Origin of the sequence: Kocuria sp. ChxB, from assembly GCF_044359605.1 — a bacterium.
Classification (GTDB): Bacteria; Actinomycetota; Actinomycetes; order Actinomycetales; family Micrococcaceae; genus Kocuria; species Kocuria rhizophila.
The window spans coordinates 2634356-2656009 of record NZ_CP121123.1 but is presented as its reverse complement, the minus strand read 5'-3'; the positions used below and the strand labels follow the sequence as shown (position 1 = coordinate 2656009).

General features: G+C 70.9%; 15 protein-coding genes and 1 rRNA gene. 5 read left to right on the top strand and 11 right to left on the bottom strand.

What is annotated here, in order from left to right:
• Window positions 1-206: 206 nt before the first annotated feature.
• Window positions 207-2126, bottom strand: a complete 1920-nt coding sequence (locus P8S73_RS11710) for a propionyl-CoA synthetase (RefSeq protein ID WP_259905211.1) — start codon at window positions 2124-2126, stop codon at window positions 207-209.
• Between the two features lie 180 nt (window positions 2127-2306).
• Between P8S73_RS11710 and P8S73_RS11705 the strand changes: the two genes are divergently transcribed.
• The 4 genes from P8S73_RS11705 to P8S73_RS11690 all read left to right on the top strand — a co-directional run bounded on the left by P8S73_RS11705 (window position 2307) and on the right by P8S73_RS11690 (window position 6696).
• Window positions 2307-2963, top strand: a complete 657-nt coding sequence (locus tag P8S73_RS11705; protein WP_019310958.1) for a GntR family transcriptional regulator — start codon at window positions 2307-2309, stop codon at window positions 2961-2963.
• Between the two features lie 64 nt (window positions 2964-3027).
• Complete coding sequence (locus tag P8S73_RS11700) at window positions 3028-4560, top strand: MmgE/PrpD family protein (protein WP_019310957.1); 1533 nt, start codon at window positions 3028-3030, stop codon at window positions 4558-4560.
• A gap of 2 nt (window positions 4561-4562) precedes the next feature.
• Entirely contained in the window at window positions 4563-5474 is a 912-nt protein-coding gene (gene prpB / locus P8S73_RS11695) for a methylisocitrate lyase (protein WP_019310956.1), read from the top strand.
• 82 nt (window positions 5475-5556) lie between these two features.
• Window positions 5557-6696, top strand: a complete 1140-nt coding sequence (locus P8S73_RS11690) for a bifunctional 2-methylcitrate synthase/citrate synthase (RefSeq protein WP_144802819.1) — start codon at window positions 5557-5559, stop codon at window positions 6694-6696.
• A 285-nt stretch (window positions 6697-6981) separates the two neighbouring features.
• Here the strand turns inward: P8S73_RS11690 and P8S73_RS11685 are convergent, their stop codons facing one another.
• The 9 genes from P8S73_RS11685 to P8S73_RS11645 all read right to left on the bottom strand — a co-directional run bounded on the left by P8S73_RS11685 (window position 6982) and on the right by P8S73_RS11645 (window position 18262).
• On the bottom strand, window positions 6982-7965 hold the full coding sequence (locus tag P8S73_RS11685; RefSeq protein WP_050899520.1) for a D-alanyl-D-alanine carboxypeptidase family protein: 984 nt from the start codon (window positions 7963-7965) through the stop codon (window positions 6982-6984).
• Window positions 7966-8055: 90 nt separating this feature from the next.
• A complete protein-coding gene (locus P8S73_RS11680; RefSeq protein WP_223110115.1) occupies window positions 8056-9228 on the bottom strand; it encodes a site-specific tyrosine recombinase XerD in 1173 nt (390 codons plus the stop codon).
• Window positions 9225-9881: an NUDIX hydrolase gene (locus P8S73_RS11675; protein ID WP_019310953.1), complete on the bottom strand. Its 657-nt coding sequence runs from the start codon at window positions 9879-9881 to the stop codon at window positions 9225-9227. The genes P8S73_RS11680 and P8S73_RS11675 overlap by 4 nt, the downstream gene beginning before the upstream one ends.
• Window positions 9882-10070: 189 nt before the next feature.
• Entirely contained in the window at window positions 10071-11786 is a 1716-nt protein-coding gene (locus P8S73_RS11670; protein WP_029603541.1) for a CTP synthase, read from the bottom strand.
• 32 nt (window positions 11787-11818) lie between these two features.
• Window positions 11819-13531, bottom strand: a complete 1713-nt coding sequence (recN, locus tag P8S73_RS11665) for a DNA repair protein RecN (protein WP_019310951.1) — start codon at window positions 13529-13531, stop codon at window positions 11819-11821.
• Entirely contained in the window at window positions 13528-14610 is a 1083-nt protein-coding gene (locus tag P8S73_RS11660) for an NAD kinase (protein WP_019310950.1), read from the bottom strand. Before P8S73_RS11660 ends, recN begins: the two co-directional genes overlap by 4 nt.
• Before the next feature lie 56 nt (window positions 14611-14666).
• Window positions 14667-15434, bottom strand: coding sequence for a TlyA family RNA methyltransferase (locus P8S73_RS11655; RefSeq protein WP_019310949.1), 768 nt, complete (start codon window positions 15432-15434; stop codon window positions 14667-14669).
• Window positions 15435-16065: 631 nt separating this feature from the next.
• Window positions 16066-17103 carry an HAD-IIA family hydrolase gene (locus tag P8S73_RS11650; protein ID WP_224764882.1) on the bottom strand — a complete coding sequence of 346 codons (1038 nt, stop codon included), beginning with the start codon at window positions 17101-17103 and terminating at the stop codon, window positions 16066-16068.
• Window positions 17093-18262, bottom strand: coding sequence for a hypothetical protein (locus P8S73_RS11645; RefSeq protein WP_019310947.1), 1170 nt, complete (start codon window positions 18260-18262; stop codon window positions 17093-17095). Before P8S73_RS11645 ends, P8S73_RS11650 begins: the two co-directional genes overlap by 11 nt.
• Before the next feature lie 1228 nt (window positions 18263-19490).
• Here P8S73_RS11645 and P8S73_RS11640 point away from each other — a divergent pair.
• On the top strand, window positions 19491-20702 hold the full coding sequence (locus tag P8S73_RS11640; protein ID WP_019310945.1) for a dicarboxylate/amino acid:cation symporter: 1212 nt from the start codon (window positions 19491-19493) through the stop codon (window positions 20700-20702).
• Window positions 20703-21318: 616 nt separating this feature from the next.
• Here the strand turns inward: P8S73_RS11640 and rrf are convergent.
• A 5S ribosomal RNA gene (gene rrf / locus P8S73_RS11635) occupies window positions 21319-21435 on the bottom strand.
• Window positions 21436-21654: the final 219 nt, after the last annotated feature.

Here is a 21654-nt window from a genome sequence, read left to right as displayed (position 1 = left end):
TCGCGGGTCACCGCTCGGCGGTATCTCGAGCACCTGTGCGAGACCGGGATGCTCGAACGGCGGGCGCGCCGCGGCGCACCGGGCCGGCCCGAGCTCGAGTACGGGTGGCGTGGCTGAGAGCAGAGCCGCCCGCGTCGTTCACGGCGAAGCCCCGCCCCGGTGACTTGCTCCGTGGCGGGGCTCCGCGTCCGTGGTGGGACGGGACGCTAGTTCTTGGGCGCCAGCACCGACTGCAGCGCCTCCAGCACGGAGTGGTCCTCGATCGTGGAGGGCACCGTGTACTGCTCGCCGTCGGCCATCTGGCGCATGGTCTTGCGCAGGATCTTGCCCGAGCGGGTCTTCGGCAGGGCTTCGACGACGGCCACGTCCTTGAAGTCAGCCACGGGGCCGATCTGCGAGCGCACCATGGTCACGAGCTCCTCGGCCAGCCGCTCCTGGGTGATCTCCGCGCCGGTCTTGAGCACCACGTACCCGGAGGGCCGCTGGCCCTTGAGGGGGTCGTTCACACCAATCACGGCGCATTCGGCGACGTCCGGGTGGGTGGCCACGATCTGCTCCATCTGCCCCGTGGAGAGCCGGTGGCCCGAGACGTTGATGACGTCGTCGGTGCGTCCCATCACGAACACGTACCCGTTCTCGTCGATGTACCCGGAGTCCCCCGTGGCGTAGTACCCGGGGAAGGCCGAGAGGTAGGAGGAGACGAAGCGCTCGTCGTTGCCCCACAGCGTGCTGAGGGTGCCCGGGGGCAGCGGCAGGCGCAGGGCGATGTTGCCCTCCTCGCCGGGGCCCAGAGGCTCCCCGACGGGGTCGAGGATCTCCACGTGGAATCCGGGCACGGGCACCGTGGGGGATCCCGCCACGATGGGCAGCCTCTCGATGCCGAACGGGTTGGAGCAGATGGCCCACCCGGTCTCGGTCTGCCACCAGTGGTCCACCACGGGAACACCCAGCACGGTGGAGGCCCACGTGTAGGTCTCCGGGTCCAGCCGCTCCCCCGCCACGAACAGGGCCTGCAGGGAGGAGATGTCGTGCTTGCTGACGAAGTCCCCCTCGGGGTCCGCCTTGCGGATCGCGCGCAGCGCGGTGGGGGCGGTGAACAGCACCTTGACCCCGTGCTCCTCCACCCGCTGCCAGAACGCCCCGGCGTCCGGGGTGCCCACGGGCTTGCCCTCGTAGACCACCGTGGTGGCCCCCGCGAGCAGCGGCGCGTACACGATGTACGAGTGGCCCACCACCCATCCCACGTCCGAGGCGGTCCACATCACGTCGCCGGCGGAGACGTCGTAGATGTTGGCCATGGACCAGCTCAGCGCCACGGCATGGCCGCCGTTGTCCCGGACCACGCCCTTGGGCTTTCCGGTGGTCCCGGACGTGTAGAGGATGTACAGCGGATCGGTGGCCGCCACGGTCACCGGCTCGGCGGGCTCCACGCCGTCCTGAGCCTCGGTCCAGGACAACCACGCGGGCCCGCCCGCGGCCTGCGAGCGCTCACGGGCCTCGGCCACCGTGGTGGTGAAGCCGTCCCGTTCGTGGACCAGCACCGCCGACGGCGCGTGCTCGCTGATCTGCAGGGCCTCCTCGATCGCGGGCAGGTACTCGACGCGACGCTTGGGCTCCACGCCTCCGGACGCCGTGACGATGGCCACCGGCCGGGAGTCGTCGATGCGGCTGGCGAGCTCCCGGGGTGCAAAGCCTCCGAAGACCACGGAGTGCACCGCCCCCAGTCGGGCGCACGCCAGCATGGCCACGACCGACTCGGCGATCATGGGCATGTAGAGCAGCACCCGGTCATCCTTGGTGACACCCTGGGCCGCGAGCGCGCCGGCGAAGAGGGCGACCTTCTCCTGCAGCTGGGCGTACGTGATGTGCTCCTGCACCCCGAGGACCGCGGAGTCGTAGATCAGGGCCGTGCGCTCCCCGTGGCCCGCGGCCACGTGGCGGTCCACCGCGTTGACGCACGTGTTCAGCTCCCCGTCCGGGAACCAGCGGTAGAGGGGGGCTGCGGAGTCGTCCAGGGCTCGGGTGGGCGGGGTGATCCACTCCACGGCGTCGGCGGCGTCCAGCCAGAACCGCTCGGGATCATCCACGCTCGCGCGGTAGACGGATTCGTAGGTGGGCTGCGACATGGCGTCCTCCGGACGTGGTGCTGGGGCGGGCATCGGCGTACCTTCATGGTAGTGCCCTGCATCACACCGGGCAAGGATTGTGTATACACGATGCCTGCAAAACCCCACTGATTCCGCGGTTTTACTGAATTGCCCACCCTCGGTGTATACAATGGAGTCACCACCACGTCAGGAGGAGTCATGCGAGCTGGAGAACGCGCGTACCGCGAGCTGCGCGCTGACATCGTGTCCTGGCGCCTGACCCCCGGGCAGGTGCTCGGGGAGGTGGACCTTTCCGAGCGGCTCGGGATCTCCCGCACCCCGGTCCGCGAGGCCCTGTCCCGGCTCACCGCGGACGGGCTGACCGAGCCGCACAACGGCCGCGGCGTCGTCGTCAGCGCGATCTCCTCCGAGGACGTCCGCGCGCTGTACGAGCTGCGGGACACCCTGGACTGCCGGGCCGCGGAGCTGGCCGCCGAGCGCGGCGACCGCGAGACCTTCCGGGAGCTCGCGGAGCAGCTCTCGCACATCGCGGAGACGCTCACCGGGGACCCGGACCACGTGGCGTACTACGAGCTCGTGGACCGCATGGACGCGGAGATCGACGCCGCCGCGCAGAACCCCTACCTGCAGCAGGCACTGGCCAATGTGCGGCTGCACCTCGCGCGGGTCCGCCGGCTGTCCACGTCCAACCCGCGCCGCCTGGCCGTGGCCGCCGCGGAGCACGAGGCCATCGCCCGCGCGATCGCGGAGGGCGACGCCGCCCTCGCCGTGGCCACCACCCGCGTCCACCTCAAGAACGCGCTCGGCAACGCCCTGCGCACCCCCGAGCTCGCCGCCGTCCCGGTGGCCTCCTGAGCGGCCGCCCCGCGGCACCACGACCACGTCGAAAACCACGCACCACGCACTGAAAGGAACACCCGTGACCGTCACACACACCGTGCGCACGTACTCCTCCAAGGAAGAGCTGCCCCGCGAGGAGCAGCTGGCCCACAAGCTCGCCTCCGTGGCCACAGACCCCGTGGCCGTGGAGCCCGAGGTGGTGGACATGGTGATCAACCGGATCATCGACAACGCCTCCGTGGCCATCGCCTCCCTCAACCGCGGCCCGATCGTCTCCGCGCGCTCGCAGGCGCTGTGCCACAAGGTGGTGCCGAACGCCGGGTTCTCCGGCCAGGGCTCCCTGCTCTACGGCGCCCCGGAGGACGACGCCGCCGTGTCCCCCGAGTGGGCCGCGTGGGCCAACGGCGTGGCCGTGCGCGAGCTGGACTACCACGACACCTTCCTCTCCGCGGAGTACTCCCACCCCGGTGACAACATCCCGCCGATCCTCGCCGTGGCGCAGCACGTGGGCAGCACCGGCGAGGACCTGATCCGCGGCATCGCCACGGGCTACGAGGTCCAGGTGGACCTCGTGAAGGGCATCTGCCTGCACGAGCACAAGATCGACCACATCGCGCACATCGGCCCGTCCGCCTCCGCGGGCATCGGCACCCTGCTGGGCCTGGACACCGAGACGATCTTCCAGGCCATCGGCCAGGCGCTGCACACCACCACGCAGACCCGCCAGTCCCGCAAGGGCGAGATCTCCACGTGGAAGGCCCACGCCCCCGCGTTCGCCGGGAAGATGGCCGTGGAGGCCGTGGACCGTGCGATGCGCGGACAGACCTCCCCCACCCCCATCTACGAGGGTGAGGACGGCGTGATCGCGTGGCTGCTCTCCGGCCCGAAGGCCAGCTACGAGGTGCCCCTGCCCGCCCCGGGCGAGGCCAAGCGCGCCATCCTGGACACGTACACCAAGGAGCACTCCGCGGAGTACCAGGCGCAGGCGTGGATCGACCTGGCCCGCAAGCTGCACCGCGAGCACCCCGAGGTCACCGACCCCGCCAATGTGGAGTCGGTGCTCATCAGGACCTCCCACCACACCCACTACGTGATCGGCTCCGGGGCCAACGACCCCCAGAAGTACGACCCCACGGCCTCGCGCGAGACCCTGGACCACTCCATCCCCTACATCTTCACGGTCGCCCTGCAGGACGGCGCGTGGCACCACGTGGACTCCTACGCACCGGAGCGCGCCGGCCGCCCGGACACTGTGGAGCTGTGGCACAAGGTCACCACGGAGGAGGATCCCGAGTGGACCCGCCGCTACCACTCCCTGGACATCTCGGAGAAGGCGTTCGGCGGCTCCGTGGAGATCACCATGAAGGACGGCTCCGTGGTCACGGACCAGATCGCCGTGGCGGACGCCCACCCGCTCGGTGCGCGGCCGTTCGCCCGCGAGCAGTACATCACCAAGTTCCGCACCCTGGCCGAGGGTCTCGTGGCCCCCGAGGAGATCGAGCGCTTCCTGGACACCGTCCAGCGCCTGCCCGAGCTCAAGGCCGGGGAGCTGGGGCAGCTCAACATCGCCGCCGCAGTGGAGCTGGAGAAGTCGCCGAAGGGAATCTTCTGATCATGCTGTACACCACCGTGACCCCCGCCCAGAAGCGTGAGCGCTTCCGCGAGCTGCTCGCCGCACCGGAGATCGCCCAGTTCCCGGGCGCCTTCACCCCGCTGTCCACCAAGCTCATCCAGGAGCAGGGCTTCGAGGGCGTCTACATCTCCGGCGGCGTGCTGGCCAACGAGCTCGGGCTGCCGGACATCGGGCTGACCACGCTCACCGAGGTCGCCACCCGCGCCGGTCAGATCGCCCGCGGCACGGACCTGCCGTGCCTCGTGGACGCCGACACCGGTTTCGGCGAGCCCATGAACGTGGCGCGCACCGTGCAGGAGCTCGAGGACGCCGGGCTGGCCGGGTGCCACATCGAGGACCAGTTCAACCCCAAGCGCTGCGGCCACCTGGACGGCAAGAACGTGGTGGACACCGCCACCGCCGTCAAGCGCATCCGCGCCGCCGTGGAGGCCCGCCGGGACCCGAACTTCGTGGTCATGGCCCGCACGGACATCCGCGGCGTGGACGGTTTCGACGCCGCCGTGGAGCGTGCCCAGGCGCTCGCCGAGGCCGGGGCGGACGTGATCTTCCCCGAGGCCATGGCGGACCTCTCGGAGTTCGAGCGCATGGCCGAGGCGCTTGACGTCCCGATCCTCGCGAACATGACCGAGTTCGGGAAGTCCGAGCTGTTCACCAGGCAGCAGCTGCAGGACGCGGGGGTGTCGATGATCATCTACCCCGTGTCCCTGGAGCGCCAGGCCATGGGTGCCATCGAACGTCTGCTCACCACCATCCGAGAGGACGGCACCCAGCAGGCGCAGGTGGAGAACATGCTCACGCGCAAGCGGCTCTACGAGCTGGTGGACTACACCGGGTACAACCAGTTCGACTCCGGGGTCTTCAACTTCGAGGTGCCGGGCACCCCGAACTCCTGACTCCCCGTTCCCACCCCGCCTACTCTGGTGGGGTGGGAACCATCACACGTTCTTAGTCCACAGCTGTCGAAGGAGATCAACCGTGGCCGATACCGAAATCCGCAAGGGACTCGCCGGTGTGGTGGCGGACGCCACCGCCGTGTCCAAGGTCAACGCCGAGACCAACTCCCTGCTCTACCGGGGCTACCCCGTGCAGGAGCTCGCCGAGAAGTGCTCCGCGGAGGAGGTGGCCCTGCTGCTGTGGAACGGCGAGCTGCCGTCCGCGGAGGAGCTCGAGGCCTTCCGCATCCTCGAGCGCGAGAACCGCGCCCTGACCCCCGAGCTCAAGCGCGTGATCGACGAGCTGCCCACCACGTGCCACCCCATGGACGTGTGCCGCACCGCCGCGTCCGTGATCGGCGCCCAGCACCCCCTGGCGGAGGACAACTCCCCCGAGGCCGAGCTGCGCAAGGCCCAGGAGCTCTTCGCGGTCATGCCCGCCGTGGTCTGCTACGACCAGCGCCGCCGTCACGGCCAGGAGGTCGTGGAGCCCCGCGAGGACCTGGACTACGCGCAGAACTTCCTGTGGATGGCCTTCGGCGAGGAAGCTGCCCCCGAGGTGGTGGACGCGTTCCGCGTGTCGATCATCCTGTACGCGGAGCATTCCTTCAACGCGTCCACCTTCACGGCGCGCGTGATCACCTCCACGCTGTCGGACCTGCACTCCGCGGTCACCGGTGCGATCGGCGCCCTCAAGGGACCGCTGCACGGCGGCGCCAACGAGGCCGTGATGCACACCTTCGAGGAGCTCGGGATCCGCAAGGAGGAGACCGCCGAGGAGGCCGAGAAGCGCGCCAAGGAGTGGATGGACCAGGCGCTGGCCGAGAAGAAGAAGGTCATGGGCTTCGGGCACCGCGTGTACAAGCACGGCGACTCCCGCGTGCCCACCATGCAGGACGCGCTGTTCCGCATGCTGGCGCACTACGACCGCCAGGAGATCCTGGGGCTCTACAACGGCCTGGCCAAGTCCATGGACGAGGCCAAGTCCATCAAGCCCAACCTGGACTACCCCGCCGGCCCCACGTACTGGCTCATGGGCTTCGACATCCCCACGTTCACACCCATCTTCGTGTGCGCGCGGATCGCGGGCTGGACGGCCCACATCATGGAGCAGCGCGCGAACAACTCCCTGATCCGCCCGCTCTCGGACTACAACGGCCCGGACGAGCGCCACCTGAGCTGACTCCGTCACCGGACCGGAACGCCCGCGGGCCCCCCGGTCCGGTGCACTGCGGCTCGTGAGCAGCACCACGCAGACGACCCGTGGCCCCTCCGGGGGACCACGGGTCGTCTCGTCCACAGTGCCGTCCTCCCCGGACGCGGGCCCCGCACTCTCGTTCACCGCACATCACTCGTTCACCACCCGTGGCTCATCCACCGCTCGTCGCGTGTCCACCGCACGTGGCTCGTGCCCGGTGCGGTCCCGGGCCGCAGTGCGCGGCCGGCTCGGTGGCCACTGCGGGAGGGGTCAGTAGCTGGGAGCGTCGGGCAGGCCCAGGTAGGACTCCAGGTCGGGTTTCCCGCTGTTCTTCACGCTCGTGGCGGTGTCCTCGCCCACGTAGCGCAGGTGCCACGGCTCGTAGGCGTAGCCGGTGGTGCCCGTGCGCCCGTCCGGGTACCGCACCACGAACCCGTACTCGTGTGCGTGATCGGCCACCCAGCGGCCCTGAGGGGTGTCCTCGAAGCACGCGAGCAGGGCGCACGAACCGTCCGGCGCGCCCACGTCGATGGCCAGACCGGTCTGGTGCTCCGAGTGCCCGGGGCGCGCGGAGATCGAGTCGGCGGTCTCCCGTCCGTACGTCGAGGTGTACTGCTCGTACAGTCCCACCTGCGTGGCGTAGTCCCGGTACCCGCTCACGGCTGTGAGCTCCACCCCCTGCTCCGCCGCAGCGCGTGACATCCGCTCGTACGCGGCCGCGGCGTCGTCGCGCAGCTGCACGCCCCCGCCCACGTCCCGCAGCGGAGCGGGCGCGTAGTCCTGCGGGGACAGCGCCCGCTGCTTGTTGACGACGACGCCCGCGCTGGCTGCCTCGTCCACGTCCCGGTGCACGGTGGTGCCGTCCGCCTCGGTCCACGTGATGCTCCCGCGCTGGTAGCGCACCTCGCACGTCCCGTCGGAACAGGTTTCCCGGCTCACCGGGTAGCCGAGCGGCCCGTGCTCGGATCCCTCGGCCCGCCACCGGGCGTAGATCGCTCCGCGCTGCGCCCGCGCGCCCGTGTCGGGCGACCAGTAGATGGCGCCCTTGTCGTACTCGCGGTAGCACCCCTTGTCCCGTAGCTCGCACGACTCCTCGGACGTGGGCTCGCCGAGCCAGTCCTGGGCCTGCGGCAGGCCGTCGTACTCGGCCTCGATGCCCGTCACGGCGGACGCGGGAGTCGTTCCGGCCGTGAGCAGGGTCGCGGCGAGCGGAACGGCCAGAAGGGCGGAGGGCAGGCGCGTGAACGGTTTCATCCCTCCCAGGGTAGACCGGGTCCGTGACGGGAGGGTGAACGGCCGGAGGTGCAGAAGCAATCGCCGTCCCGCCCACTGGGCGGGTCCGGCTCAGCGGGCCCGCGGGTGGGAGGTGGCGTACACCTCGCGCAGGGACTCCACGGACACCCTCGTGTAGATCTGCGTGGTGGCCAGGGACGCGTGCCCCAGCAGTTCCTGCACCACGCGCAGGTCCGCGCCGCCCTCGAGCAGGTGGGTGGCAAAGGAGTGCCGCAGCGTGTGGGGCGTGATCCTGTCCTCCTGGTGGATGGTGCGCGCGGCGTCCTTGACCATGGTCCAGGCGGTCTGCCGTGAGATCCGTGAGCCCCGGGCGTTGAGGAACACGGCGGGAGTTCCCCTGCCGTGGCGCGCCAGCTCGGGGCGTGCGCGCACCAGGTAGCGCTCCAGCGCGGTCACGGCGTACGAGCCCACGGGTACCAGCCGGTGCTTGTCCCCCTTGCCCACGAGCCGGATCAGCGCGAGCTCCTCGTCGTCCAGGCCCGCGAGGTCGTCCACGTCCAGGGCCACAGCCTCCGAGATGCGCGCACCGGTGGCGTAGAGCAGCTCGAGGAACGCGCGGGCGCGCAGTCCCGCGGGCGTCTCGGGATCGGGGGCCGCCAGCAGGTTCTCCACCTCGGTGACCCCGATCGCCTTCGGCAGCCGCTGCGGCGGCGGCGGCGGGCTGACCCGCGAGGCCGCGTCCGCGTCCACGGTCGACTCGGTGGCCCAGAACGCGTGGGCCCCGCGCACCGCGGCGAGCACCCGGGCGCTGCTGCGCGCCGAGAGGGGCGGGTGCTCGTCGTCCCCCTCCCGCAGCACACGGATGAACGCCCGCACGTGGTCGGTGGTGATGTCCCGCGGCACGCGCACGTCCGGCGCGGTCCGCGTGAGGTGGCCCAGGTAGCGTCTCAGGTCACGCCGGTAGGCGGTCACCGTGTTCTGTGCCAGTCCGCGCTCCACCACCAGGTGGTCCAGGTAGCGCCCCACGGCCCGCACCAGTTCCACCGCGGGCTCCTGCTCCGAGGCCGACGCCGCTGGCTCCCGTCTGGCGGGCTCCTGCACCACCACGGGAAGCGGCTCCGTGTCGGGACCGGTCTCCGGCTGCGCGGCCTCCCCGTTCCGGGTGACCCGCGGGGAGGCATCCGGCGTCCCGCTCCGCCGCGGCAACGTGTCCGGGAACCCCGCCTCCGCCGTGTTGAGACCCCGGCGTGGGTTCTCCGCACTCAGCCCCTGGTGGTCGTTCACCCGGCGTGCTGAGGGCGGGCCGACCACGGCGCGTCCGGAGCCCGCAGAGTGCTCCAGTCGCGGGCGCGGGCGATGTGCGCGGCCAGGACGCCCAGTGCAGCGGCCGGGGACGTGAGGCGGCCGTCCAGCACGGCGGCCACGGCGTCGTCGAGATCCGCGAAGCCGGCGACGATCTCCGCCTCCTCGCCCTCCCGCGTGAACCGCTGGGCCGCCGGGACCTCTCTGAGCCCCCGCGCCAGGAAGATCCGGTTGGCCTCGGCAGAGGAACCCGGGGAGTTGTCGAAGTCCACGAGCGTGTCCCACTGCTCGGCGCGCAGGTCCGCCTCCTCCCCCAGTTCACGCTGGGCCGCGTCCAGGGCGGGCTCGCCCGAGACGTCCAGGAGGCCGGCGGGGATCTCCCACATGCGCAGCCGCACCGGGTGACGGTACTGGTTGATCAGCAGCACCCGGTCGCGCTCGTCGAGGGCCACGATCGAGACCGCCCCGGGGTGGGTGATGAACTCCCGGGTGAGCCCGTTCTCCTGGCCCGCCATGCGGAACGTCTCCCGGCACACGTCCCAGATCGCGCCGTCGAACACGGTCTCCGAGGACTCCGCCGCGTGGGGGTCGGGGGTGTCGTGCAACTGCTCAGAGGTGATGTCGGTGAAGTCCATGGTGTCTCCGTTCGGTGGTCGGTGGCCCGTCACTGGCGGCGGGATGTGCGGGACCGTGGTGGTCGCCGAGCAGTCACGGCGCCGGGTGCATGCGCCCGGATCGCGTCCTCCAGGGTCGGGCACGGGGTGACGAACGGGCCCCGACAACCGGTGGTGCGTCGTCGGGGCCCGTGTCAGAAGAGCTGCGGGTCAGGCGTGCGCCTGCACGCCGCGCCGCTCCAGGGCGGCCCGGACCAGACCGTCGAAGAGCGGGTGGGGGCGCGTGGGACGCGACGCGAGCTCGGGGTGCGCCTGGGTGGCCACGTAGTACGGGTGCTCCTCGCGGGGCAGCTCCACGAACTCCACGAGGGTGCCCTCCGGCGAGGTGCCCGAGATCCGCAGCCCGGCCTCGGCCAGGGCGTCGCGGTACGCGTTGTTGACCTCGTAGCGGTGGCGGTGGCGCTCGGAGACCTCGGTGGTGCCATAGGTCTCGGCCACCACGGAGCCCTCGGCGAGTGCGGCGGGGTACAGGCCCAGACGCATGGTGCCGCCCAGATCACCCGCGCCCTCGACGAACTGCTTCTGCTCCTCCATGGTCGCGATCACGGGGGTGTCGGTATCGGGGTCGAACTCGGTGGAGGACGCGTTGGGCAGCCCCACCTCGTTGCGCGCGTACTCGATGACCATGCACTGCAGGCCCAGGCACAGCCCCAGGGTGGGAACCTTGTGCGTGCGAGCCCACGTCAGCGCGCCCAGCTTGCCCTCCAGGCCACGGATGCCGAAGCCTCCGGGCACGCAGATGGCGTCCACGTCGCCGAGTTCGCGCTGCGCCCCCTCGGGGGTGTCGCACAGGTCCGAGGCCACCCACTTGAGGTTGACCTTGGCGTTGTTGGCGAACCCGCCGGCGCGCAGGGCCTCGGAGACCGAGAGGTACGCGTCCGGGAGGTCGATGTACTTGCCCACGAGGGCGACCGTGACCTGGTGCTCGGGCTCGTGCACCGCCGTGAGCAGGCGAGACCACTGGCGCAGGTCCGCGTCCTGGTAGTCCAGACCCAGGTAGTCGAGGATGTACGTGTCCAGGCCCTGGGTGTGCAGGGTGTTGGGGATGTCGTAGATGCTCGGTGCGTCTGCGCAGGAGATCACGGCGTCCAGGTCCACGTCGCACGCGCTGCCGATCTTGCGCAGCATGGCGTCCGGGACGTCCCGGTCGCAGCGCAGGACGAGGGCGTCCGGCTGGATGCCGAGACCGCGAAGCGTGGCCACGGAGTGCTGGGTGGGCTTGGTCTTGAGCTCACCGGAGGGGCCGATGAACGGGATCAGGGACACGTGCAGGTAGAACACGTTGCGCCGACCCACGTCCTGGCGCACCTGGCGGGCGGCCTCGATGAACGGCTGGGACTCGATGTCGCCCACCGTGCCGCCGATCTCGGTGATGATGATGTCCGGGGCGTTCTCGTCCTCGGCGCGGCGGCGCATGCGGCGCTTGAGCTCGTCCGTGATGTGGGGAATCACCTGCACCGTGTCCCCGAGGTACTCGCCGCGGCGCTCCTTGGCGATCACCGTGGAGTACACCTGCCCGGTGGTCACGTTGGCGGAGGCGTCCAGGTTCTCGTCCAGGAAGCGTTCGTAGTGCCCGATGTCCAGGTCCGTCTCCGCGCCGTCGTCGGTCACAAAGACCTCGCCGTGTTGGAACGGGTTCATGGTGCCCGGATCCACGTTCAGATAGGGATCCAGCTTCTGCATGGTCACGGACAGCCCGCGTGCTCGCAGGAGCATGCCGAGCGAGGATGCGGTGAGCCCCTTGCCGAGGGACGAGGCCACACCACCCGTGACGAAGATCTGCCGGGTCACCTTGCCGTTGTTCTTTTCTGTGCCTGCCTCGCGGGCGGCGTCCTGAGCATCAACCACGGGATTCGAGCCTACCATTCGTGTCGTGTGCGGGGTACGGGGGTCTGCGGTCATGCGGTGGCGTCCCGCAGGAGTTCACGGGCGTGCTCGCGGGCGGCGTCCGAGTCCTCGTGCCCGGCGAGCATCCGCGCCAGCTCGACCACCCGTTCCTCCTCGGTGAGGACCTTCACGTCCGAGACGCTCGAGTCCGAGGACTTGGTCACGAGGATGTGCTGGTCCGCGAAGGCCGCCACCTGGGGCAGGTGGGTGACCACCAGGACCTGCACGTTGCGGGCGAGCATCTTGAGCCGGCGTCCGATCTCCACGGCCGCCTTGCCGCCCACCCCGGAGTCCACCTCGTCGAAGACGAACGTGGGCACGGGATCCACCTCGGAAAGCACGACCTCCAGCGCCAGCATGATGCGGGAGAGCTCACCGCCCGAGGCGCCCTTGCCGAGCGGACGAGGGGTGGCCTGGGCGTGCGGGGCGAGCATGAACTCGACGGTGTCCCGGCCGTCGTCCGTGAAGCGCTCCGAGGGTTCCACCGTCACCACGAGAGATGCGTTGGGCATGGCCAGTGCCGTGAGCTCCGCGCTCACGGCGGCCGCCAGCTTCTCCGCGGCCGCTCGCCGCAGCGTCAGCAGGGTGGCGGCGTGCTTCTCGAGGGACGCGTGCAGCCTCTCCCCCTCGGCCCGCAGCTGCTCCTCGCGATGGGGGTCCACCACGAGCTCGTCCAGCTGGGTGCGCGCCTCGTCCGCCCAGCTCAGCACCTCGTCGATCGTGGCGCCGTACTTCTTGGTCAGAGCGCGCAGCGCGCTGCGCCGGGCCTCGACCTCCGCGAGGCGCGCCGGGCCGTCCTCGTCCAGACCGCTCGCGTAGCCGGAGAGGTCCGCGGCCACGTCGGCGGCCACCACGGTCAGCTCGCGCACACGAGCTGCGAGCGCCGCGAGGTCCGGGTCCGCGTCGGACTCCAGCTCGAGGGCCTGCTGGGCGTGGGACAGCAGGGCCACGGCGTTGGCCTCCGGGGCGTCGTCGGCCTCGGAACCGCTGAGGGCCGCGTGCGCGGTGGTGGCCGCGGTGCGCAGGGACTCCAGGTTGGTGAGCTTCTCGCTCTCGGCGTCCAGCTGCGTGTCCTCGCCCGGGACGGGCTCTACGGCGTCGATCTCCGCGAGGGCTGTGGTGAGGCTCTGGGCCTGCAACGCGCGTTCGCGGGAGTTCTCCTTGGCGGCCCGCAGGGTGGCGACGACGCTACGGTAGCGGGCGAGCTCCTCCCGGTACACGGCGAGCTCGGCCGCGACCGGCTGCCCCGCATAGTCGTCCAGGGCCGTGCGCTGCGCCCCGGCGGACTTCAGCCGCAGCTGGTCCGACTGGCCGTGCACGGCCACGAGGGACTCCCCCACCGCAGCGAGCGTTCCCACGGGTGCCGACCGTCCTCCGACGTGGGCGCGGCTGCGGCCCTCCGCGGAGACGGTGCGTGAGATCAGGATGAGCGCTTCGTCGCCGCCCCCGACCTCCTCGCGGTCCACGGTGCCGCCCGACTCCTCCACGAGCCCGACCGCCGCGTGGTCCACCGGCACGCGCACGGTGGCCTCCGCGAGCGCCTTTGAGCTGCCCGAGCGCACCGCGCCGGCGTCCGCGCGGTTGCCCAGGAGCATGCCGAGGGCCGTGACCACCATGGTCTTTCCGGCCCCGGTCTCGCCCGAGAGGATCGAGAGACCTGGGCCCAGGGGCAGGACGGCGTCGGTGATGACGCCGAGGTCGTGGATGTGGATTTCCTCGATCATGATCCGCTGGTTCCGTTCGGGTCATCGGCGTCCGGGGTGCAGGTCCCGCCACGTCCCAGTGGTCCGTGGTGCGGGATCTCCCGCCCCACGCTGAGCTTGGGCTGGGAGAGGTCCTGCGCCACCACCGTGGTGGGCTGGACCATGGGCAGCGCGGTGGTCATGGACTCCACCTGCTCACCGGGCCGGGGGCCGCGCCACCCGGCGATCGGCAGTTCGAACTTCTTGACGAGCCGTTCCGAGAAGGGCGTGGCGTGCATGCGCGCGAGGTTCACGGACTTCTCGGAGCGCCGCACCTCGATCCTGGACCCGGGCGGCAGGTCCACGGTGCGCCGACCGTCGCACCACAGCACGCCGCGGGCGTCCGTTCGGGTGAGGACCTCCACGGCCAGCATGGAGCGCGGGGAGATCACCAGTGGACGGGAGAACAGCGCGTGGGCGGACAGCGGCACCATGAGCAGTGCCTCGACCTCCGGCCACACCACGGGCCCGCCCGCGGAGAACGCGTAGGCGGTGGACCCGGTGGGGGTGGCCATGACCACGCCGTCGCAGCCGAAGGTGGACAGCGGGCGGCGGTCCACCTCGGTGACCACCTCGATCATCTTCTCGCGGTCGCCCTTCTCCACGGAGGCCTCGTTCAGCGCCCACGTGTGCAGGACTTTGCGCCGGTGCTCCCACACGGTGACGTCCAGCGCCATGCGGCGTTCCACCGTGTACCGCCCGTCCACGATGGCCTCGACGGTCTCGTTCAGACCCGAGCGCTCGGACTCGGCGAGGAATCCCACGTGCCCCAGGTTCACGCCCAGCAGCGGTGTGTCCACTCCCCGGACGAGCTCCGCCGCGCGCAGGATCGAGCCGTCGCCACCGAGGACCATGACGATCTCGATGTCCTTGAGGGCGACGTCCTCCTCGAGGATCTCCACCGGGGACATGTCCAGCCCGTCCGCGCACAGCTCCTCGAGGTCCGGACGTGAGAGAACGGGGACCAGCCCCGCGGAGTGCAGCTGCGCGCACGACTGGCGCGCGGCGTCCTTCGCCTCGGGACGGCCCGTGTGGGTCATCACCAGGATCTTCCGGCTCACGTGCTGCAGATCATCCTCCTGCGTTCGGCTCCCACCGTGCGTTGACGCGTTCCACACTACGCGAGCACTCCGACGCCGCCGGCGGTCCGCGGGCGGCGGCACCGCACGAAGAACTCCACGTTGCCGTCCTGCCCGGGCAGCGGGCTCGGGGCGGTGGCCAGGACGTCCAGCCCGACGTCGCCCGCTCGGTCGGTGACGCGCCGCACCGCGTCCGCGCGGGCCTGCTCGGACGTGACCACCCCCGTGCGGGACAGGTTGTGGACTCCCACCTCGAACTGCGGTTTGACCATGAGCAACAGGTCCCCTCCGGGCTCCGTGGCGCCGGCCAGGGCCTCGACCACGAGGGTCAGGGAGATGAACGAGAGGTCGCACACCGTGAGCTGCGCGGGCCCACCGATCTGCTCCGGCTCCAGGTAGCGCACGTTGAGTCCTTCGTGGACGACCACGCGGGGATCTGCGCGCAGCTCGGGGACCAGCTGGTCGTGTCCCACGTCCACGGCAACCACTTCGCGGGCGCCCCGGCGCAGCAGGACGTCCGTGAAGCCGCCCGTGGAGGCTCCGGCGTCCAGGCACCGCCTGCCCGCGGGGTCCACGTCCGGGAAGCACTCCAGCGCACCCGCCAGCTTGTGGCCGGCGCGGCTCACGTACTCGTCCTCGGCCGACGGCGCGACCTCCACCACGTCCTGCTCCCCCACCGGCGTGGCCGGTTTGGTGACAGGGACGCCGTTGACGGCCACGCGGCCGTCCTTGATCCACGCCGCGGCCGCGGTGCGCGAGCGGGCGAGCCCACGCTCCGTGAGCACCCGGTCGAGTCGCGGGGTCACCGTGACTCGCGTCCGGCGGGGTGGTTCTGGCCGGGTGCCCGGCCGGGAACCCCGGCCACCGAGGACGGTGACGCCGGGGACTGGGACCTCGGTGACTGCAACGCCGGGGACTGGGACTCCGAGGCCGGTGACCCTGGGGACTGTGACCCTGGGCGCGGGGGCCCCGGAGGAACCAGCCCTGCGGGCAGAGATGCCGGATCCTGCGCCAGAATCCGCTCCAGCTCCGTGTGCAGTTCGGCGAACACCGCCGCCCGCTGGGCCACGGGCATCCGGGAGATCTGGGGCTCACGTGCCAGCACGGCGTCGACCGGTCCGAACCCCGTCCGGGGAACGACGCTGCCCGGGACGTCGTCCCGACCGGACCCGGACCCCGCGGGTGACTCCCGCCCCACGGACGACTCCTGCGGCGCAGACGACTCCTGAGGCCCGGACGAATCGTGGGCGGTGGAAGTGTCGTTGGCGATTGAGGTGTCGTGCGGCGTCACCGACCCCGTGGTCGGGCCGTTGTGAACGCGTGAGTTGAGACTGGGCGTCGATTCGGGCCCGGAGATGGGTCCCCCCGGCGGGGGCGCGTCCTGTGAATCGGACGAGCCGCGTGAGGCCGCCGCAGCCTCGGGTGCCGGTTCGTGGTTCACGAGGGGTCCTTCCACTGCAGCTGCGGCTTTGTGGGCTGCTCGGCATCCGGGTGCACGTTCCACCACGCGGCGCAGGCCGCGCGCCAGCCGTCCAGGTGGTCCTTCTCTGCCGTCACGGACACGAGGTCACCCTCCACCTCCGCGACCGCGTGCCCACACGTGGCCCGCACCCCGGGGCCGCGGTGCTCCACGGTGATCCGCGGGTACGGCTCGAAGAGCTCGCGGAGCGAACCCAGGAGGAACGTGGGTCGCTGCGCCGAGCACGCGGCCAGTACGGTGGCCGCAGAGTCCACTCCGGTCAGCACCTCGATGCTCTGCATGCCAGCGTTGTGCGCCCCCTGGATGTCGGTGTCCAGCCGATCCCCGACCACCGCCGGGCGGGTGGAGCCCACGCGGTCGGCGGCCTCCTGAAAGATCGGGGCCTCGGGCTTTCCCGCCACGAGCGGATCCCTGCCCGATGCCGCGGCCACGGCCGCCACCAGGGTCCCGTTGCCCGGCGCAATGCCGCGCTCCTTGGGAATCGTGCGGTCGGTGTTGGTGGCGCACCACAGCACGGACTCGTCCGCGAGCGTGAACGCGGCCTCGGCGAGCTGCTCCCAGCCCAGATGCGGATCGAAGCCCTGCACCACGGCCACGGGGTCGTCGGCCTGGGAGTCCACCGGCACCAGCCCGACGTCGCGGATCTCGTCGGCCAGCGCGCTCGAGCCCGTGACCAGCACCCGGGCGGAGGGCCGCAGCCGCTCCGCGAGCAGAGTGGCCGCGGCCTGCGCCGAGCTGACCACGTGCTCCACCCTGGTGGGAGCCCCGAGAGCGGAGATGTGCTCCGCCACGGCGCTCGGTGGCCGGGAGGCATTGTTCGTGACGTACACGACGGCACGGCCGGAGCGCCGCACCGCGTCGAGAGCCTCCGGCGCGCCGTCGATCGCGTGCGGCCCCGCGTAGACCACACCGTCCAGGTCGCACAGCAGGGCGTCGAACCGCTCGATCAGCGGCGCGCCCTCGTCCACCGCGGGTCGAATCCGCTCAGTCTGCACGGTGCTCCGGGGTGTCCTCGCCCACGTGCTCAGCAGGATCCGCCTCCTGGGCGGTGTCCCCGTGTACTGCGGATTCGGTGCGATGGGCAGGCGCGTTCGTCTCTGCAGACGCACCCTGCGCGGCCGGTGCAGCGGAGCCGGAGGGCGCAGCCGTCTCAGGGGCACCGACGCCAGGAGCCGTCCCGGCCGTACCGGAGGGCCCGGCGGACACGGCGGACTCGACCGCTTCGGCAGACTCGGCAGTTTCGGCGGTTCCGGCAGACTCGGCGGTCCTAACAGGCGCAGCGGTCTCGGCAGAGGCGGAAAAGTCAGACGCTCCCGCCGGCTCCGTCGGCTCCGGAGCCTCCGCTGGGCGGTTCGAGGACGTCCCGTCACCGGAACCGCGCTCCTCAGAGTCACGGTCCCCAGAACGGTCGGCTGTTTCCGGCTCCGGTGCGCTGTGACGCCGTTGGGCCTCGCGCACGGTCCGCCGCGCCTCTTCCTCGTCGAGGTCGTCACCGAGGTCGACGATCTCGGGCTCGGAGAACTGGCCCATGCCCAGGGCAGCCTCCGCGACGATGGCCTGGCGCTCCCAGCCCATCGACTCCTTGTCCCGGCCCACGGCCCGCAGTGCCTCCGCATAGGCGCGGAAGAGCTTGGGGCTGTAGACGAAGCCCCGGTTCTTGTCGAGCTGCGGGATCTCGAGGGAGGCCAGGGCGGCGTCGTGGTCGCCCGCGTCGGCGTGGATGCCCGAGACGACCATGGCGAGCTCCGCCTTGCCCTCGGCATCCAGCTGCGCCGCGGCGTCGGAGGTCGCCTCCTCCATGGCCTTGTCCGAGCGGCCCAGGGCCCGCTGGCAGTCGACCATGAGGGGGAGGTGCTCCTGGGAGCCCGAGATGCGACGGTGGGTGCGCAGCTCCTTCAGTGCGAGCGCGTAGTCTCCCGCCGCGTAGGCCGCGACACCCGCGGCCTCGCGCACGACGCCGATGCGTCCCGCCTTGCGGACGGCCGCGTTCGCATGCTCCAGCGCGAACTCGGGATCGTCGTCGAGGTAGCGCGCGGTCATCACGAGGTGCTGGGACACGCGTTCCGCGTTGCTGGGTTCAAGGGCCTTGAGCTCGTGGTGCATCGTGCGGTCGAGCTCCCGACCGGTGACGTCCGCATCGATCTCCGGGGCCACGAACCGCGGGCGCGTGTCGTCGAAACCGCGCCGGTCCGTGCGGTCGTACGAGCCGAACTCGCCACGGCGATCACCCCCACGGGCGTGGCGGTCCTGTCCGCCCCGGTCGTGCCGCGCCTCGAAACGGTCCCCGCGGCCGCCGCTGCCTCCGCGGTCGTCCCGGTGCCCCCGTCCCGAGCCCCCGGTGGAACCACGGTGGTCGCGGGACTGATATCCGCCACGGGCGTCCGCGCGGCCGCGACCGTCGCCGCGCGCATCCGACCGGGAGAAGCCACCACTGCGGGGGGCGTCCCGGTGCCGGGCATCCCTGTCACCCCGGCGGTCCGCCGAGTCTCCCCGGTAACCGTCCCTGCCGCGTCCCGGCCCACCGGCACTGCCTCGGCGTTCCTCGCCGCCGCGCTCGTCGAAGCGGCGCCGGTCGGTGCCGGACCCGTAGGACCGGCCGTCCCGACGATCGCGGTCCTGGCGCTCACGCCCAACGGAGCCCCGATCGTTCCCTCCGCGGTAGCCTTCCGATCCCCCGCTCTCACGACGCCGCCCGTCCCGGTCGCCGCCGAAGCCACGGTTCCCGCGGTCCTCACGGCTCTGGTAGTCGTCCCGGGACCGCGAACCGCGATCATCGCGGCGACCCTCGAACCGGCGATCTCCACGGTCGTCACGGCCCCGGTAGCCACCGCGTGCACCGTCACGCTCACCGCGGCGGTAGTCGTTGCGGTCGTCACGGCGGCGGTCGTCACGGCCGCCCGGGGCCCGGTCATCGCGCCGCGCCGGTCGTCCCCCTGCATAGCGGTCATCGCGGCCGGCACCGCGCCCAGGGCCTTGACCCTCGCCGCGCCCCCGGTAGTCGTCCCGGTCGGAGCCGGCCCGGTAGCCGTCGCGCCCGCCCCGGTCCCCACCGTCGCGGGATGCGGGACCCCCACGCCATCCACCGCGTGGTCCGCCGCGGTCCTCGCGGCCGCGCCAGCCACCGCGCTCACCCTCGTCCCGCCGACGATCCGAGTGATCGCGGGAACCGTGCTGATCAGATGCGCTCAAGGGGTGTCTCCTACTGCGGCCTCAGGCCTTGGTGTTCAGGTCATCGACGGGCGATGTCCACTGGTCTGCTGAGCATTCTACAAACGGTCACCGACCGCCTCACAATGCCCCCGCCCCGTCCCCGCCCTTCACCGCAGCGCCACGCGAGGACCCTGGTGAAGGGCCGGTGGCCAGGTTGCGTTGATAATGGAGCATGCGCTTGAGATCCCTCTTCCAGAACCTGCTCGTCCGCGTTGTCGCAGCCATCGTCCTCGGCAGTGCACTCGGAGCAGTCATGCCCGAGTGGCTCGCTCGAGTGTTCATGACGTTCAACGGCATCTTCAGCCAGTTCCTGGGCTTCCTGATCCCCCTCATCATCGTGGGTCTCGTCACCCCGGCCATCGCCGAGCTGGGGCGGGGCGCCGGCAAGTGGCTCGCGGTCACCGCGGCGGTCGCCTACGGCTCCACCGTCTTTGCGGGGCTGCTGGCGTTCCTCGTGGCCCAGAGCAGCTATCCCTGGCTGCTGGGCGGGACACAGTCGATCGACGGGCTCGAGAATCCGGAGGAGCACGCGCTCAGCGGCTACTTCGAGATCGCCATGCCCCCGGTGTTCGACGTCATGACAGCACTCGTCCTGGCCTTCTGCCTGGGTGTGGGGATCACGTTCGTGCGGGGAACCACCCTGCACTCCGGCTTCGCGGAACTGCGCACCATCGTCATGCGCGTGGTGGAGAAGGTCATCATCCCTCTCCTGCCGCTCTACATCTTCGGCATGTTCCTGAGCCTCACCATGAACGGCCAGATCGCGCTGGTGATCTCCACATTCCTGCGCGTGGTCGTGCTCGCGTTCATCATGACCATCGTGATCCTGCTCATCCAGTACGGGATCGCGGGAGTGGTGACCAGGCGCAACCCGTTCGTCATGCTCAAGAACATGCTGCCGGCCTACGCCACCGCCCTGGGCACGGCCTCGTCGGCCGCGACCATCCCGGTGACCCTGGCGTGCGCCCGCCGCAATGGCGTCGACGAGCGAGTGGCCGGCTTCACGATCCCCCTGTGCGCCACGATCCACCTGTCGGGATCCACCATGAAGATCGTGCTGTTCTCCACGGCGATCATGACGATCTCTGGCATGCCCATCGACACGTGGCAGTACGTCGGGTTCATCTTCCTGCTGGGCGTGACCATGGTCGCGGCACCGGGCGTGCCCGGCGGCGCCATCATGGCGGCCGTGGCGATCCTGCAGTCGCAGCTCGGCTTCGACGAAACTGCCGTGGGGCTCATGATCGCCACGTACGTGGCCATCGACTCCTTCGGCACCGCGTGCAACGTCACCGGCGACGGAGCCATCGCCGCGGTCATGGACAAAATGCTGCGAGGGAAGGACGGGCGGCTGCGCAACTCCCCCAGCGCCGCGGTTCGCTGAACAGCAACCGCCACGCCTTCCAGGGGCGCGCCGTGTCACACGGCGCGCCCCTGACACGTGTGGGGCACCAGATCGACCGGCGGTCAGAGGACAGCCGAAACACCCGCACATGGAGACGGCGACAACCCCTAACCCGCCGCAGAGCCAAACCGGTCGCACCAGGCACGGCTAACCATGACCAACCCGTCGGTCCAGGCACAGGAAGATCATCGTCAGTGCCAAGGGAAGGCGATGGGAAGACCACCGGCATCTCATCGGCACAGAGACGGGACGCTCATCGTCACCTCGTCGAGACGACGACGGGAAGAACTCACCGCGGCGAACTCGGACCGTGGCGCGCACAGGCAGCGTCGATGGCCGGGGCCCACGGACGGGCTGTGCGCGGAGCGCAGAGTACGACACCCGGTTTAGAGAGCACCAGGCCCGGAGTGGGGAGCACCAGGCCCTGAGTGGACTGGGAGCCTGCCCCGCTGGGGCTGGGGAGCCCAGCATGCGCCGGGCTATGCCCGGGGGCTTGTGGCCCCGGGCCATGGAATGCGTGTTAAATGTGGGGAGGCCCCACCTGGTCCACTCGGTGTGAGTGGTCCTGGTGGGGCCTCAACCCATCCTACGTTGATTCCGGCGGTGACTTACTCTCCCACACCCTACCGAGTGCAGTACCATCAGCGCTGTGGGTCTTAGCTACCGGGTTCGGGATGGGACCGGGCGTTTCCCCCACGCTATAACCACCGGAAACCTGTACCCCCGCCCTATGGTGGGGGAAACCTGGTTTCCCGTTGTCTACGGGAACAATATTCTGTTGCCAACCACACTACCCGAACCACCTCACCGGAACACGCCCCCCGGCAGTGCCGGCCCAGGCTCTCGGGCCTGGGTTGCGTGTCCCCCCGTGGGGTGGGGGTTGTTGGTGGTCAACCACATAGTGAACGCGAACACCACACGTGATGACTGT